General features: G+C 46.8%; 18 protein-coding genes. 17 read left to right on the plus strand and 1 reads right to left on the minus strand.

The genetic code is table 11. The features are described from left to right. Window positions 1-6: 6 nt before the first annotated feature. The 16 genes from ACSNJE_RS05755 to ACSNJE_RS05830 all read left to right on the plus strand — a co-directional run bounded on the left by ACSNJE_RS05755 (window position 7) and on the right by ACSNJE_RS05830 (window position 12,688). Entirely contained in the window at window positions 7-1,968 is a 1,962-nt protein-coding gene (locus ACSNJE_RS05755) for a heme lyase CcmF/NrfE family subunit (RefSeq protein ID WP_495252189.1), read from the plus strand. A gap of 5 nt (window positions 1,969-1,973) precedes the next feature. Beyond that, window positions 1,974-2,486, plus strand: coding sequence for a cytochrome c-type biogenesis protein (locus ACSNJE_RS05760; protein WP_052216957.1), 513 nt, complete (start codon window positions 1,974-1,976; stop codon window positions 2,484-2,486). 24 nt (window positions 2,487-2,510) lie between these two features. Further along, on the plus strand, window positions 2,511-2,912 hold the full coding sequence (locus ACSNJE_RS05765; protein WP_495252190.1) for a hypothetical protein: 402 nt from the start codon (window positions 2,511-2,513) through the stop codon (window positions 2,910-2,912). Then, window positions 2,909-3,898, plus strand: a complete 990-nt coding sequence (locus ACSNJE_RS05770) for a hypothetical protein (protein WP_495252191.1) — start codon at window positions 2,909-2,911, stop codon at window positions 3,896-3,898. Before ACSNJE_RS05765 ends, ACSNJE_RS05770 begins: the two co-directional genes overlap by 4 nt. Window positions 3,899-3,913: 15 nt before the next feature. Beyond that, a complete protein-coding gene (gene ccmA / locus ACSNJE_RS05775) occupies window positions 3,914-4,627 on the plus strand; it encodes a heme ABC exporter ATP-binding protein CcmA (RefSeq protein ID WP_495252192.1) in 714 nt (237 codons plus the stop codon). Then, complete coding sequence (locus ACSNJE_RS05780; protein ID WP_013121120.1) at window positions 4,612-5,277, plus strand: heme exporter protein CcmB; 666 nt, start codon at window positions 4,612-4,614, stop codon at window positions 5,275-5,277. The genes ccmA and ACSNJE_RS05780 overlap by 16 nt, the downstream gene beginning before the upstream one ends. Before the next feature lie 3 nt (window positions 5,278-5,280). Continuing rightward, the gene (locus tag ACSNJE_RS05785; RefSeq protein ID WP_013121119.1) at window positions 5,281-5,961 is read left to right on the plus strand and encodes a cytochrome c biogenesis protein; all 681 of its coding nucleotides are present in this window, start codon (window positions 5,281-5,283) and stop codon (window positions 5,959-5,961) included. 117 nt (window positions 5,962-6,078) lie between these two features. After that, on the plus strand, window positions 6,079-6,222 hold the full coding sequence (locus tag ACSNJE_RS05790) for a CcmD family protein (protein ID WP_013121118.1): 144 nt from the start codon (window positions 6,079-6,081) through the stop codon (window positions 6,220-6,222). Window positions 6,223-6,227: 5 nt separating this feature from the next. Beyond that, complete coding sequence (locus ACSNJE_RS05795) at window positions 6,228-6,857, plus strand: Fe-S-containing protein (protein ID WP_461569043.1); 630 nt, start codon at window positions 6,228-6,230, stop codon at window positions 6,855-6,857. Window positions 6,858-6,866: 9 nt separating this feature from the next. Then, window positions 6,867-7,457, plus strand: coding sequence for a hypothetical protein (locus tag ACSNJE_RS05800; RefSeq protein WP_461569041.1), 591 nt, complete (start codon window positions 6,867-6,869; stop codon window positions 7,455-7,457). 15 nt (window positions 7,458-7,472) lie between these two features. Then, a complete protein-coding gene (lgt, locus tag ACSNJE_RS05805; RefSeq protein ID WP_495252193.1) occupies window positions 7,473-8,345 on the plus strand; it encodes a prolipoprotein diacylglyceryl transferase in 873 nt (290 codons plus the stop codon). A gap of 82 nt (window positions 8,346-8,427) precedes the next feature. Beyond that, window positions 8,428-8,835: a M67 family metallopeptidase gene (locus ACSNJE_RS05810; protein ID WP_013121114.1), complete on the plus strand. Its 408-nt coding sequence runs from the start codon at window positions 8,428-8,430 to the stop codon at window positions 8,833-8,835. A 30-nt stretch (window positions 8,836-8,865) separates the two neighbouring features. After that, window positions 8,866-10,113 carry an O-acetylhomoserine aminocarboxypropyltransferase/cysteine synthase family protein gene (locus ACSNJE_RS05815; RefSeq protein ID WP_495252194.1) on the plus strand — a complete coding sequence of 416 codons (1,248 nt, stop codon included), beginning with the start codon at window positions 8,866-8,868 and terminating at the stop codon, window positions 10,111-10,113. A gap of 47 nt (window positions 10,114-10,160) precedes the next feature. Next, window positions 10,161-11,189, plus strand: coding sequence for a methionine ABC transporter ATP-binding protein (locus ACSNJE_RS05820; RefSeq protein ID WP_013121112.1), 1,029 nt, complete (start codon window positions 10,161-10,163; stop codon window positions 11,187-11,189). Further along, window positions 11,179-11,838 carry a methionine ABC transporter permease gene (locus ACSNJE_RS05825; protein ID WP_013121111.1) on the plus strand — a complete coding sequence of 220 codons (660 nt, stop codon included), beginning with the start codon at window positions 11,179-11,181 and terminating at the stop codon, window positions 11,836-11,838. The genes ACSNJE_RS05820 and ACSNJE_RS05825 overlap by 11 nt, the downstream gene beginning before the upstream one ends. A gap of 10 nt (window positions 11,839-11,848) precedes the next feature. Further along, the gene (locus tag ACSNJE_RS05830) at window positions 11,849-12,688 is read left to right on the plus strand and encodes a MetQ/NlpA family ABC transporter substrate-binding protein (protein ID WP_013121110.1); all 840 of its coding nucleotides are present in this window, start codon (window positions 11,849-11,851) and stop codon (window positions 12,686-12,688) included. Between the two features lie 60 nt (window positions 12,689-12,748). Here the strand turns inward: ACSNJE_RS05830 and ACSNJE_RS05835 are convergent, their stop codons facing one another. Continuing rightward, on the minus strand, window positions 12,749-13,009 hold the full coding sequence (locus tag ACSNJE_RS05835) for a MoaD/ThiS family protein (RefSeq protein ID WP_052216949.1): 261 nt from the start codon (window positions 13,007-13,009) through the stop codon (window positions 12,749-12,751). A 217-nt stretch (window positions 13,010-13,226) separates the two neighbouring features. Between ACSNJE_RS05835 and ACSNJE_RS05840 the strand changes: the two genes are divergently transcribed. Beyond that, window positions 13,227-14,000 (plus strand): IclR family transcriptional regulator, encoded by a 774-nt coding sequence (locus tag ACSNJE_RS05840; RefSeq protein WP_013121108.1) that lies wholly within the window; start codon window positions 13,227-13,229, stop codon window positions 13,998-14,000. The last annotated feature ends 21 nt before the right edge of the window (window positions 14,001-14,021 follow it).

A 14,021-nucleotide genomic window follows, 5' to 3' on the forward strand; every position in this document is an offset into this window, starting at 1 on the left:
GGGACCATGATAGCGGATTTAGGTTACTTGTCCCTTATGTTGGCCTTTGGGTTATCTTTATATGTCATAATTGCCAATGCGGTGGCCATCAAGACGGACAATGAGCGTTTGAAAACCAGCGCAAAAGGCGCAGTATACGGGATTGCTCTGCTGACAACGATAGCTTCTTTAGCCCTGTTATATTCATTGGCGGTCAGTGATTTCTCGATTAAATATGTATATTCCTATACCAGTACTGACCTGCCCCTTTTCTATAAACTTTCGGCTTGGTGGGCCGGTAATGAGGGTTCTTTACTCCTCTGGGTATGGGTGCTGGCCATTTATGCCGCTATTGTTGTAAGGGCCGATAAGTTGAAAGAAATGACCCCATGGGTTGCCATAATTATGATGATTAACGCAGCGTTCTTTTTATTCATGATGGCCTTTGTTACCAACCCCTTTGAAAAGCTGGCCTTTGCTCCGGCGGAGGGGCAGGGGCTTAATCCCATGCTGCAGAATCCGGGGATGGTAATACATCCGGTAACGACTTATCTTGGTTATGTAGGATTCTTGATTCCCTTCGCTTTTTCTATGGCCGGATTAATCCTGAAAACCACTGACGATGCATGGATTAAGGTAACCAGGAGATGGACTGTTATTGCCTGGCTGTTCCTGACCATAGGTAACTTATCAGGCGGTCAATGGGCTTATGTGGAACTGGGCTGGGGCGGTTACTGGGCATGGGACCCTGTTGAAAACGCATCCTTTATGCCTTGGTTAACGGGCAGCGCCTTCCTGCATTCAGTTATGATCCAGGAACGTAAGAACATGCTAAAGATCTGGAACATTCTCCTGATTATTATCACTTATGTTCTGACCCTGTTCGGGACATTCCTGGTTCGCAGCGGTATCTTGACCAGCGTCCACGCCTTTGGAAACTCTGACCTGGGCAAGTTCTTCCTGGCCTTTACGGTAAGTGCGCTGGTAGCTTCCCTGTGGCTGATGGTTGACCGGCTGCACATGTTGAAAGAAGAAAAACAGTTTGAATCATATATATCCAAGGAAAGCAGTTTCCTTTTCAACAACCTGGTTCTGCTGGGTATCACTTTTGCTACCTTCTGGGGGACTGTGTTTCCGATTTTATCAGAGGCTGTAACGGGTAAGAAAATAACCGTTTCCATACCATTCTTCAATGCGGTTAACGCGCCTTTAGGATTGGCTCTTTTCCTCCTGATGGGTATTTGCCCGTTAATCGCCTGGAGAAAAGCCAGTATGGCCAATCTGATGAAGAATTTTCTGGTTCCGGTAGGAGCTACGGCAGTCTTTGCCCTGATTTCAATAATAATGGGCATGAAACCAATGGCTGTATTGGCCTTTAGCATAGCATTTTTTGCGCTTGCTGCCACAATATATGACACTGTAAAAGGCATAATTGCAAGACGCAAGCTGACAGGCGAAGCCATGCCGGTGGCTGCGGGCAAACTATTGATAAGAAACTGCCGCAGGTATGGTGGGTATATCATTCACATTGGCCTGATTCTGATCCTGATTGGTATCATTGGTTCCCACACTTATGATGTTCAGGTGCCAAAGTCACTGAAACTTGGTGAATCGGTAAAAGTTCAGGAATATAACATTAAATATGACCGCCTGGCCGAACGAAAGGTGGGTAAAAATGACGAAGTTTATGCCCAGTTGGAAGTTTGGAAGGGTGATAAATACCTTGGCATTATGGAGCCGTCCAGGATATTCTACCCGACCCACCCGAACCCGTCCACGGAGGTAGCCATTCACAGCGGTTATGATGAGGACCTTTACCTCATTTTGGCGGATTGGGATCAGCAGGGTACCAGTACCTTTAAAATCCTGATCAACCCGCTGGTTAAATGGATGTGGATCGGCGGCTGGGTTACCGTGTTCGGCACCATATTTGCCTTATGGCCCGGCCGTGGCAGTGCCGTTGGCGGTAAATATATTCAAAGGAGCTGAGAGCCGTGGCAAAAAGGTTGATGATTTTACTTGGCATAATCGGACTCCTCCTGACCGCTAATACCATGGTTGCCACTGCCGCTGAAAACAGGGGTCCAACGGGGTTGCAGGCAGCCAAAATGCAAAAGGAACTGGAGGACATGCTGGTCTGCCAGGACTCTTGCGGTATGCTGGTAAGCGCTTGTGAAAACTCCACCGCTGAATATATGCGGGGAATTATCAAGCAGAAAATGGCCGAAGGCAGGAGTAAAGAAGAAATTCTGGCCTATTTTGTAAGTATCTACGGGGAGCAGGTTTTGGCTGCTCCCCCCGCAAAGGGTTTCAATATCACGGCCTGGGTTACTCCTTTTATCTTTGTCCTGGCCGGTGGAATCCTGATCTATACTGTAGTTGACAAGTGGGTTTTTACAAACAGGCTTGAGGAAGATGACAGTGAAATGGAAAGTTCAGAATTACAGGAAGAAAAGCTGGAACTATACCAAGATAAATTACAGGAGGAACTGCGGAAAAGGTGGTAATTTTCCGTGGAAGGAGGAAAATAAATGGACAGCCTGTTTTTGATAGTGGAAATAGCCGCCCTGGGTCTGATCATTTACTGGGTAGGATGGCCTTTGGTCAGCCGCAACTTTAAAGCTGCACAGGCCCGGTGGTGGGAAGATGAACTGGCCGGTCTGGGAGAGATGGATAAGGAAGCAGTGTTGACAACACTGAATGAAATAGAATTTGACTACTCCACAGGGAAATTGTCAGAAGATGATTACCATGCCCTGAAAAAGAAATACCAACTGATGGCTGTTGAGTACCTTGAAGAGGAAGAAGAAGATATAGTTTCCCTGGATGGGGATGAGAACAACAGGGCCGGTGGTGAAAAAGCAACAAAAGCCATCGATAAAGAGATTGAAGAGGAATTGAAACGTCTAAAAACCGGGAGGGGAAACAGTTGAAGAAGTATATAATAATTCTTGCTGTTACCATGGTACTGCTGCTTATCCCCAACCTGGCCCTGGCGGCGCAGCAGGCCCCTCTTCCCGCAGTTAAGCTGCACCACTTTCTGTTTAAGACAGGGCAGGATGGTAATATTTCCGTTGATGAGGTGCTTCAATGGAATGTTACCGGTGACACACCTGAGGGCAATATTGAACTGAGAGTACCCGATAATGCTGTTGAGGTCCTGCTTTATAAAGGGAGTTCCCCGCAGCCTGTTAAAGCTGACAATCTGGAACGTAACGGAGATAAAGTAGTAACCCCTTTTAAGTGGACCAAGGGGAATAATGAAGTACGGTTAACTTATAAGCTTCCTGTAACCGGTGGCAAAGCCGTATTGAGCACCCAGCTTGTTTATGCCAACGAGGTTCTTTATGCCCTTGCTCCCGCCGATGAACTCAGTATATCAACTAAGCAACTGCAGGACTTGGGTGTTCAGAATATGGAGTCCAAGGAGTTCAGGGTATTTGGCGGACAAAATGTGCCCAGCGGCATAGGACTTGAGTTTGAGATTATCATGGGCGGAAAGGCCTCAACAGGTAGAGGTATTGTCAGCAAAACTTCGCCTACAGGAAAAATAGATTTTCACAGCCCGGAGCATCTGAGCCGCTGGTACAATTCACCGCTCCGCAATACGAATCCCCATTTATGGCTGGTGTTCCTGGGTGTCTTGATTGTGGCCTTCCTGGTGGCTACCAGCCTGTATATCCGAAAAAGAGTAAAAGAGGCCAGGGAGAAGGAAGACGAAGAAAAACTGCACAAGCTGTTCCTTTCATTACAGGCAAGGCATAAAAAACTGCTGAATAACCTGGTGAAGATAGAGGAACAGTTGGAGAATAATCCTGACGATGGAGAGCTTCTGAAGAAAAAGAAGGCCTACTGGGAGCTTTTAAGGGAAGTAAAAATTAAGTTAAAAGCTGTTGAGGAAGAACTGGATGCACAATAACCGAGGAGGGGTAGCATGCTGGAAGCCCATGAACTTGCAAAATATGTAGCGCATCGCAACTTGGTGGGACCTGTCAGTTTCCAGGTTCCCCGGGGTGAAATCATGGCTGTAATGGGACCTAACGGGGCCGGCAAGTCTACCCTTCTTAAGCTACTGTCCGGGCTTATGAAAGCCTCGGAAGGGAGAGTCACATGGCAGGGGAGCGATGTTAAAAATGAAGGGCGCCCCGCCATGGGTATGCTTTCACACCAGACTTACCTGTACAGTTCACTTACCGGCAAGGAAAACCTGTATTTTTATGGTTCTATAACAGGCCGGGAAATAACCCCTGCCCAAATAGAAGACGTTTTGCAAAAAGTGGGTCTCGAATGGGATGGGGACGAAGAAGTGGGCAGGTATTCAAGGGGCATGCAGCAGAGGCTGGCCATGGCCCGCCTTCTGCTGCAGGACCCTGAAATAATTTTGCTCGATGAGCCCCAGACAGGGTTGGACCAGGCCGGATTAAAGCTGCTCTGCGAATTTATAAGACAGTGGAAGGCCGATGGTAAAGCTATGGTTCTGGTAACCCATTCCTGTGACGATATTTTTGGCCTGGTAGACAGGCTTTTGATACTGAAAAAGGGGCATCCAGCCTACTTGGGAGAGTGCCCGAACAGCCCGGAGGAAGTCTTGAAACTTTATCAGGAGGCCCTCCAAGGAAGTGAAAAATCTCTATGTTCAGACAGTTAAGGCTTTTAATTTGGAAAGACCTGCGGAGTGAATTGCGGCGGAAGGAGCAGGTGGGAGGGGTACTGCTTTTCGTCCTGTTGGCAACCCTTATCCTTAATTTTGCCCTTCCACCGGCCAAAGAGGTTAAAATGTGGGTGCCGGGAATAATCTGGGTTATCTTTGTGTTTGCCGGCACCATAGGCCTGAACAAGGCTTTTACCCCTGAAAAAGAAAACGGTTGCCTGGCGGGACTCACCCTCGCGGTCGGCCCGGGAATGATATTCCTGAGCAAGGCCATGACAACTGTGGTCCTGCTTTTAACAGTTGAAGCCGTTACCTTCCCATTAATAATGCTTCTTTTTTCATATAAACCCGAAGGCAGTCTACTTCTGTTTGCAATCGTCGCTATTTTTGTCACTACAGGTTTTGCTTCAATAGGGGTCTTTATAGCGGCTTTAACTTCGTATACCAAGAACAGTGAATTACTACTACCGGTGTTGCTGTTTCCTTTACTGGTACCACTGGTAATTGGAGCGGTGGAAATATCAGTGGCCTTGTTAAATGGCCAGCCCGCCGCTGAGTGGCTGGGATGGTTAAAGTTGGTAGGCGCCTTTGACCTGATATACCTAGTGGTTCCGTGGCTGTTATTTGATTACCTGGTGGAGGTGTAAAAAATGTTGGCCAAAATTGAACAGGCAATTGGTGTAGTGGCAACTGTGCTGATGGCAGTTGCGATATACCTTGTTTTTGCCTGGGTACCTAATGAGAAGATAATGGGCCCGGTACAGAAGATTTTTTATTTCCACGTGGCATCGGCCTGGATAGCCTTCTTTGCCTTTTTCGTAGTGTTCATCGCCAGCATTGTCTACCTGAAAACGCGTAATTCCAAATGGGACTGGTGGGCAGCCGCCTCAGCAAAAATCGGCCTGCTTTTCACGACAATTGTTATCCTGACAGGGCCTATCTGGGGTAAATCAGCCTGGGGCGCATGGTGGACCTGGGATCCAAGGCTGACAACAACCCTTATATTATGGTTTATCTATGCAGGGTACGTATTGGTCAGAGTTACCGTTGATGAAAAAGAAAAAAGGGAAAGATTTTCCGCCCTTTTTGGAATAATCGGTTTTCTCGATGTTCCCATCGTCTGGTTCTCCATAAGCTGGTGGAATACTATTCACCCTAAAATTTTAAACAGTTCCGGAATGGCAATTTCACCGAAGATGTTTACTACGCTGATGGTTAGCCTGGCAGCCTTTACAGCCCTGTACGGATGGTTGATGCCGAGGCTTTACCGGATTGAAAGGCTGGAAGAGAGGTTTGACCGGCTTAAGGAAGAAGTAAGAAATTACAGGTAAGAAACCGGAGTAGACAAGAAGTAGAAAAAAGGAAAAAATCGAAGGAAAGAAACAGAGGTAAGAAATTAGCAATCAGAACGTACAAAATAAGAAAAACACTTAAGGAGCTGAGGGGAAATGGCGTATTTGACAGTTGCTTATACGATAATTTGGCTACTTATATCAGTGTTCATATTTGCATCAGGAAGAAAACTGACCCGTCTGGAAGGCGAAGTGGGTAAGCTGGAAAGCCTGGCCAAGCGCCAAATGGGAAGGGAATGATTGGCATGAGAGAAGATAAAAAACAGAAGTTTATGCAGGAATATATAGAGGCCAGCAGGAAAAAGAGGAAGAAAATCATCATTGTCTCCGTTATGGCAGTTATTTTGGCTGTGGGAGGCATTTGGTATGCCAACAGCGGGCCTTATAAAAGTGATGACGGGGGTAACTATTTTGTGGAAGAGACCCCCTCTTATAAAGGTAAAAAAGTAGAAATGTCCTTGATTGAGGCAGAACAAAAGGATGGAAAGATTATGATTCCCCTGTCAGAGGTCGTAGATAAAAAGATAGTCAGGTTTGAATATAAGGATAGTGATCCTGAACATGTCTTCTACGGCCAAATTAAAGGGAAAATGCCTATCATGGCCTTCCTGACGACCGCCGGGAGAGTTGTTGTTGCATCCAGTATTTGCGAACCCTGTTACGGCACCGAATTTTATTTTCAAGACGATAGTTTGGTATGCGTAGCCTGTGGAACAAGATGGAGGAATACGGACCTGTTTGGTGAGGCCGGCGGCTGTGTGAAATACCCGCCCGAGGAATTGAAGTATACTGTTGAGGGTGATAAAATCGTACTGCCTGAGTCCGTGATTAAAGATTGGCAGCCCAGGTTCTTTACCGAAGATGTTATGGGTTAGGAGGAAAATATGCATAGGAAAAATCTTTACCTCATAATAATTGCTGTTATCCTGACAGCCATCGGCTTTTTGGTTTGGACCCTGTTCCTTGCCCCCGTTGAAAACCAGGGTGGACAGCCCGGATATGACCAGGGCAGGCCGGCGGGGTACAACCAGAGTGAGGGTGACCGGGACCTTTCGGGCCAGGGGGTTCTAAGAATCCCCGATGAGCTGCTTGGCGCCAAAAAGATGCAGGAACAGTCAGGTCCTACTGCTATAGATGCTATAAGCAAAATGCACCGCACCAGTATAAATGTTGTAAACGCTTATATCCTGGTTTATGGTAAACCAAATACCCGGATAACCCTGTGGTTATCGGTGTCTTCTTCGGTGGAAGAGGCGGCTCAACTGTTCAGGGAGATGGACCAAAAAGTACCGGCCAGCCAGGTCTTTACCGGTCGGGAGCCTGTTACTTTGGCCGGACGGGAAGTCATCAAGGTTAACGGCATGGGGCAGGAACACTTTTACTGGCAGGAAGGCAAAATTAATTACTGGGTGGCTATCCAGGGTGAAGGTAACCGGGAAGCCCTAGTAAAGGAAGTTATGGATAAGGTCAAGTAAGTTGGGGGTAGAGATATGAAACCCGTACTGTTTCAAATAGGCTCCTTCCAGGTTTACTCTTTCGGGTTTATGATTGCCGTGGGAGTATTGGTAGGCCTTTATTTTGCGCTCCGAGAAGCAAAAAGAAAAGGGATTGATACGGAAATGCTGTATAACCTGGCCATGGGTCTGGTTATTTCTGGCATTTTGGGGGCGAGAATTTTTTACATCCTGGTTTATAACCTGGATTACTATATCCAGAATCCCGCTGAAATAATTATGCTCCAGCATGGCGGTCTGTCCATTCACGGAGGCCTATTGGGCGGCTTCATATTCGGCGCCTGGTTTATCCGTAAGCATAAGTTGAATTTTTGGGTCTTAGCCGATACAGTAGCCCCCGCTATAGCGCTGGGTACAGCTATTGGCAGGGTGGGATGCGATGTATTTGGCGTCCCCATGTCCAAACCCTGGTTCTGGGGAGTTAACGTAAAGGGCCAAGTACTGCACCCTACTCAATTGTATGAGTTTGTACTGGATTATTTTATTTTCTTTTTGCTGTGGAGATTCAGGCAGAGAACCAGGTTTGACGGTCAGTTATTTTTGATTTATATAGCGCTATATGCCGCGGCCAGGGGCATTGTGGAATTCTTCAGGTATAATCCCACAGTGGGAGGAGTTATCAGTGTGGCCCACCTGGCCAGCCTGGTGTTCATAATGGCCGCTGCAGTCGTTTACTTCTGGCTGGGCAGAAGCGGGAACAAGCAGCTTTCTGTTAAAGACCGGGGCCTTACCCTGCAAACTTCCGCTTTAGACCTATTTTGGGTGCAGTTAAGTTTAGTACTTTTAGCTATTGCTGTATCAATGGCCATATACTACGGGTTAGGATACGGGCCGGTTGAGGCAATTTAAACCCATAAATTCCTATAGACAAATATGTATATTATGGTTAAAATTAATGATATACATTCCTTAACAGAAGCAGGAGGCCAATATGATCAAGATTCCGGAAACATTGGTGGAACAGATGATCAGGCAGGCAAATGAGGAGCTGCCCAATGAATGTTGTGGTATCCTGGCGGGGAAGGCTGCTGAAGGGATAATTGAAATAGTGGATATATACCCTATGACCAATATCGACCACAGCCCCGAGCATTTTTCCCTGGACCCGAAAGAACAACTGGAGGTCTATAAATCTGTGCGGGAAAGGGGCCTTAAGGTGTTGGGCAACTACCACAGCCACCCTGCCACACCTTCCAGGCCTTCAAGGGAAGACATCAGGCTGGCCTTTGACCCGGCAGCGGTCTATATGATCCTGTCACTGATGACCAACCCTCCTGTACTGAAGGCCTTCCACATTGAGAATGGGGATTACCGGGAAATACCGATGCAGGTAATTTGAACAGTAGATGGAGCAGGGGAGAGATAACTGATGGAATTTAATACAAGGCTGTTGCATGGAAATTATCAACCTGACGAGGGGACAGGGGCAACCACTGTTCCTATTTTTCAATCTACCTCCTTCCGGCACAAGACCGCTGAGGAACTGGAGAAAATATTTGCCGGCGCCGAGCCGGGTTATGTGTATACCCGGATAAACAATCCCACCATTGAAGCCTTCGAAAAGCGAATAGCTTTTCTGGAAAAGGGCATTGGCGCTGTGGCATGCGCGTCCGGGATGGCCGCTATCAGCATGGCTGTCCTCAACTTGCTGGAACAGGGAGACGAACTGGTTTCTTCGGCAGGAATATTTGCCGGTACATATTCACTTTTTATGAACCTCGCCGATTACGGGATAAGAGCCCGGTTTGCCAAAACGGTTTCCGTTCAGAGTTTTGCCGCAGAGATTACCGGTAAAACCAGACTCATTTTTGTTGAAACCATTGGCAATCCCAAAATGGATATTCCAAATATCAGCGAGCTGGCTGAACTGGCCCACAGGCATAATATTCCGCTGGTAGTGGATAATACTGTTACCACTCCATACCTGTTCAGACCCTTTGAACACGGCGCCGATATTGTCGTGCATTCAACCTCCAAACTTATTAACGGGAGCGGCAACTCCATCGGTGGTGTGATCGTTGACCGGGGCAGGTTTAACTGGGATGAAACCAAGTTTCCAAAGCTACATGAATACAAGAAGAAATACTCATTTTTTGCTTATCTGGCTAAGCTTAGGCAAGGCATCCACAGGGATTTTGGAGTATGCATGGCTCCCTTTAACGCCTATTTAAACAATTTAGGACTTGACACACTGGGCTTGCGGATGGAGAAAATGTGTAGTAATGCCCTGGCTTTAGCCCAATTCCTTGCCGAACACCCGAAAGTCGCCTGGGTTAACTATCCGGGCCTAGTGGGTAATCCCTATCGCCGGTTAGCTGAAGGCCAATTTGACGGGAAATTTGGTATTATATTGACCTTTGGTGTTGGGTCGAAGGAAAATGCCTTTAAGGTAATTAACAACCTGAAATATGCCTATAACCTTTCGAATATTGGCGATTTACGGACACTGGTGGTCCACCCGGCCTCAACGATTTACGCCTCCCTTTTTGCGGAGTGCTCCGAAGAAGAGAAGCAGGCTACAGGTGTCACTGACGATATGATCAGGGTCAGTGTGGGGATAGAAGATATTCAGGATTTAATTGGGGATTTCCAACAGGCGTTAAATGTAGTACAATAGACTGGGTATATATTTTGGACAAAATTTTGGATGAGGTATTGAGTGCAATGATCAAAATCGAAGGCCTGAGCAAAGTGTTCCATACAGCGGCGGGTGAGATTGCTGCCTTGCGGAATATCAATTTGCATATAAAGAAGGGTGAAATTGCAGGCATTATTGGTTATAGCGGAGCCGGGAAGAGTACCCTGGTCCGGTGCATCAACCTGCTAGAAAAACCCACAGAGGGGTCCGTTATCGTTGACGGACGCGAGATAACGGTACTGCAGGGCAGAGAGCTGCGTGATGCCAGAAGAAAAATCGGCATGATATTCCAGCATTTTAACCTGCTGTATTCCCGGACTGTCCGGGACAACGTGGCTTTTCCCCTGGAGATAGCCGGGATGTCCAAAACCCAGATTAATAAAAGGGTGGCCGACCTCCTGGAACTGGTTGGCCTTTCCGAAAGGGCAGCGGCCTATCCCGCCCAGCTTAGCGGCGGACAGAAGCAGAGGGTCGGTATAGCCAGGGCACTGGCCAACGAGCCCAAGGTCCTGCTCTGCGACGAAGCCACCTCAGCTCTCGACCCATCTACTACCCAGTCAATTCTGTCTTTATTGAAAGACATAAACCGGGAGTTAAATCTAACCATTGTCGTAATTACCCATGAGATGCAGGTCATCAAGGAAATATGTGACACTGTTTCTGTCATAGAAAACGGGCAGATAATTGAATCGGGTCCTGTTATGGATGTTTTTGCCCATCCGCGGAAGGAAACTACCAAAGGCTTTATTCAGAGCCTTTACAACGTAGAAATTCCACAGGAATTTTACAGGCAGATCAAGGCGGCGGGCCGTTACCACCGCCTTGTCCGCGTAGTTTTTACGGGAGCCCCGGCCGCTGAACCGGTAGTGGCGGAACTGGTCCGCCATTGTGGCATCCAGGTAAACATCATGGCGGGGAACATTGATTATATCAAGGGTGCGCCGCTTGGCATTTTAACACTGGATCTGGCGGGGGAACAGGCCGATATACTGCAGGCCATTCAGTACCTGAAGGACAAAAAACTGTATGTGGAGGTCCTGGACCATGCCGGCTGAAACTTGGCAGCTTATATATAACGGAACTCTGGAAACATTGTACATGACAACGGTATCCCTGATTCTGTCCTACCTGGTAGGGCTGCCCCTGGGTATTGCCCTGGTTACTACCGAAGAGGGGCATATTCTGGAAAACAGGCCTGTCAATCAGGTTTTAAGCGCTGTTGTTAATGCCGCCAGGTCAGTACCTTTTATTATTCTGATGGTTGCCGTCATTCCCATCACCAGGGCGATTACCGGCACCACCATAGGGACAACGGCGGCCATAGTTCCCCTGGTAATAGGCGCCATTCCCTTTGTCGGCCGCATGGTGGAAACTTCCCTGAAGGAAGTGGACCGTGGGATAGTGGAAGCGGCTTTGGCCATGGGGGCTTCTCCGTGGCAGATTATTTACAAGGTACTTATTCCCGAAGTAATACCTTCGTTGGTTTTAGGCGCGACCATAACTTTTATCACCCTGATTGGGTATTCGGCCATGGCCGGGTTTATCGGTGGCGGCGGTTTGGGTGATATTGCCGTCCGGTACGGATACTACCGCTATAAAACCGATATTATGATATATACCGTTTTCTTGCTGCTGGTAATGGTACAATTGATTCAAAGTTTGGGGAACTATGCTTCCCGTAAATTAAACAAAAAAGTGAAATAGGAGGGAAAAAATGAGAAGGGCAAAAATTTTATTGTTGCTGGCAGCGGTTTTGTTAGTGGCCGTTATTGCCGTTGGCTGCAGTGGGGCTAAAGAAACCGGGCAATCCGGCGAAAAGGGCGCTTTAACGCTTAAGATAGGAGCTACTCCGGTACCGCATAAAGAAATTCTCGAGTTTGCCAAGCCGCTGCTTAAAGAGAAAGGCGTAGACCTGGAAATTGTTGAATTTACTGATTATGTTCTGCCCAACAAGGCCTTAGCCAGCGGGGAACTGGATGCCAATTATTTCCAGCACATTCCTTACCTGGAGGAATTCAGTAAGGAAAATAACCTGGACCTGACTTATACCACCAAGGTTCACTTTGAGCCCATGGGAATCTATCCGGGCAAAGTTAAATCCCTGGACCAAGTGAAAGAGGGCGCGCAAATTGCGGTGCCCAATGACGTTACTAACGAGGCCCGTGCTTTACTGCTGCTGGAAAAGGCAGGGCTGTTAAAGATTAAACCGGGCGCTGGCCTGAAGGCTACCAAGAATGACATTATAGAAAACCCCAAAAAGATTGAAATTAAGGAACTGGAAGCTGCGCAGATTCCCAGGTCCCTGCCTGATGTTGACCTGGCTGTCATCAACGGAAATTATGCTGTCGAGGCAGGATTGACAGCAGGCAAGGATGCCCTGCTTTCCGAAGATAAAAACTCCGAGGCTGCCCAGACATATGCCAATATCATCGCCATCCGCAAGGGTGACGAAAACAAAGAAGCCATTAAAATCCTCGACCAGGTCCTGACTTCACCGGAAGTCAAGAAATTTATTGAAGATAAATACCAGGGTGCGGTAGTCCCGGTGTTTTAACATTTTCCAAAAAGGGGTTATCCCAAAGTTAATTGGGATAACCCCTTTTTATTCGGCGGCTTATCCGCCGTACATGGGAAAAAGCAATTTAACCTTTTCGCCGGCATTGATAAGGAATTCTCTGTTTGATACGGATTTATCCCCGATTACATAGTAAATATGTTTGATGGAGAGATTTGCCAAAGCGGGAAACTGTTTAATCAGGTGTTCTTCCAAATCGGTAAGCTTGATGTTCTCTTCTACTGGAATGTCAAGCTTTTCTTTTTTTGTAATACTGTTTAACGGAGGGCAGAAATATACGGTTACTTTGCCTATGGTCATTCACCTGCCTCAATTAATTTAAATACTTTTCACAACTTCATTTATAAGTATAGTGGATTAATCCGGACAAGTGAAGTTCAACCGGCTTTCTCTTTTAATCGATAATTTATTACATTTATTGATTTGTAATTGACACCAGGTTAACTTCCTGCTAACATGAAATTAAGAATTGCAAATAGAGCAATATTGTTGCAAATAAAGCAACAATTGGAAAGGGGTGACGTATATCGATACTGTAGCAAGAGCCTTATGCCTTTTAAAACTTTTGGCTATCAGCCCCTTACGGGTACAGGAGGCAGCCGAAAAACTTGGAATACATAAAAGTTCGGCTTCAAGGTTGCTTTCAACAATGCGTGACCATAATTTTGTCCGGTTGAATTCAAATGGGAAATACGAATTAGGATATGCAGTCTTTGAGATGGCTCATGCCTTAAGTGAAGGAATGGATGTCAGAAAAATTGGGCGCCCTTTTTTGGAACAGTTAAATAAAACTTCAAACGAGACGGTTCACCTGGCTGTATTGGACGGTATAGAGATTGTATACCTGGATAAAATTGACACAAGTAGACCAATCCGCATGTACTCAAGAATCGGCAAACGGGCCCATGTTTATTGCACCGGTGTAGGCAAGGCGTTGTTGGCTTATCTTCCTGACGAAAAAATTGATCAGATACTGGCGCAGATTAAAATGAAATCCTTTACTGCCAGGACGATTGTAGACAGGGAACATATGATGAATGAGATACGGGAAATACGTGTTAATGGTATAGCCTGGGACCGCGGAGAGCATGAGGATGATATTTACTGTATGGCTGCTCCGGTTTTTGATTTTACCAACAAGGTCATAGCCAGTATCAGCATATCGGCAACGATAACATATACCCCGGAAGAGGAACTGGCCAAGTATGCCGGTTTGTTAAGCCAGACTGCGGAAGCTTTTTCCCGCGCTATGGGGTATGTGGGAGATTGGCCGCCGCCGGTCCGCTTATAATTAAACAACTGGAGGTTTTAC

It is taken from the genome of Thermincola sp. GK-1 (assembly GCF_059412445.1).

What these genes read in the sequence shown, in the direction of transcription:
- ACSNJE_RS05755 (WP_495252189.1), top strand. Translation starts at nt 7, where the DNA reads ATGATAGCGGATTTAGGTTACTTGTCCCTTATGTTGGCCTTTGGGTTA.
- ACSNJE_RS05765 (WP_495252190.1), top strand. Translation starts at nt 2,511, where the DNA reads ATGGACAGCCTGTTTTTGATAGTGGAAATAGCCGCCCTGGGTCTGATC.
- ccmA (WP_495252192.1), top strand. Translation starts at nt 3,914, where the DNA reads ATGCTGGAAGCCCATGAACTTGCAAAATATGTAGCGCATCGCAACTTG.
- ACSNJE_RS05780 (WP_013121120.1), top strand. Translation starts at nt 4,612, where the DNA reads ATGTTCAGACAGTTAAGGCTTTTAATTTGGAAAGACCTGCGGAGTGAA.
- ACSNJE_RS05785 (WP_013121119.1), top strand. Translation starts at nt 5,281, where the DNA reads ATGTTGGCCAAAATTGAACAGGCAATTGGTGTAGTGGCAACTGTGCTG.
- ACSNJE_RS05790 (WP_013121118.1), top strand. Translation starts at nt 6,079, where the DNA reads ATGGCGTATTTGACAGTTGCTTATACGATAATTTGGCTACTTATATCA.
- ACSNJE_RS05795 (WP_461569043.1), top strand. Translation starts at nt 6,228, where the DNA reads ATGAGAGAAGATAAAAAACAGAAGTTTATGCAGGAATATATAGAGGCC.
- ACSNJE_RS05800 (WP_461569041.1), top strand. Translation starts at nt 6,867, where the DNA reads ATGCATAGGAAAAATCTTTACCTCATAATAATTGCTGTTATCCTGACA.
- lgt (WP_495252193.1), top strand. Translation starts at nt 7,473, where the DNA reads ATGAAACCCGTACTGTTTCAAATAGGCTCCTTCCAGGTTTACTCTTTC.
- ACSNJE_RS05810 (WP_013121114.1), top strand. Translation starts at nt 8,428, where the DNA reads ATGATCAAGATTCCGGAAACATTGGTGGAACAGATGATCAGGCAGGCA.
- ACSNJE_RS05815 (WP_495252194.1), top strand. Translation starts at nt 8,866, where the DNA reads ATGGAATTTAATACAAGGCTGTTGCATGGAAATTATCAACCTGACGAG.
- ACSNJE_RS05820 (WP_013121112.1), top strand. Translation starts at nt 10,161, where the DNA reads ATGATCAAAATCGAAGGCCTGAGCAAAGTGTTCCATACAGCGGCGGGT.
- ACSNJE_RS05825 (WP_013121111.1), top strand. Translation starts at nt 11,179, where the DNA reads ATGCCGGCTGAAACTTGGCAGCTTATATATAACGGAACTCTGGAAACA.
- ACSNJE_RS05830 (WP_013121110.1), top strand. Translation starts at nt 11,849, where the DNA reads ATGAGAAGGGCAAAAATTTTATTGTTGCTGGCAGCGGTTTTGTTAGTG.
- ACSNJE_RS05835 (WP_052216949.1), bottom strand. Translation starts at nt 13,009, where the DNA reads ATGACCATAGGCAAAGTAACCGTATATTTCTGCCCTCCGTTAAACAGT.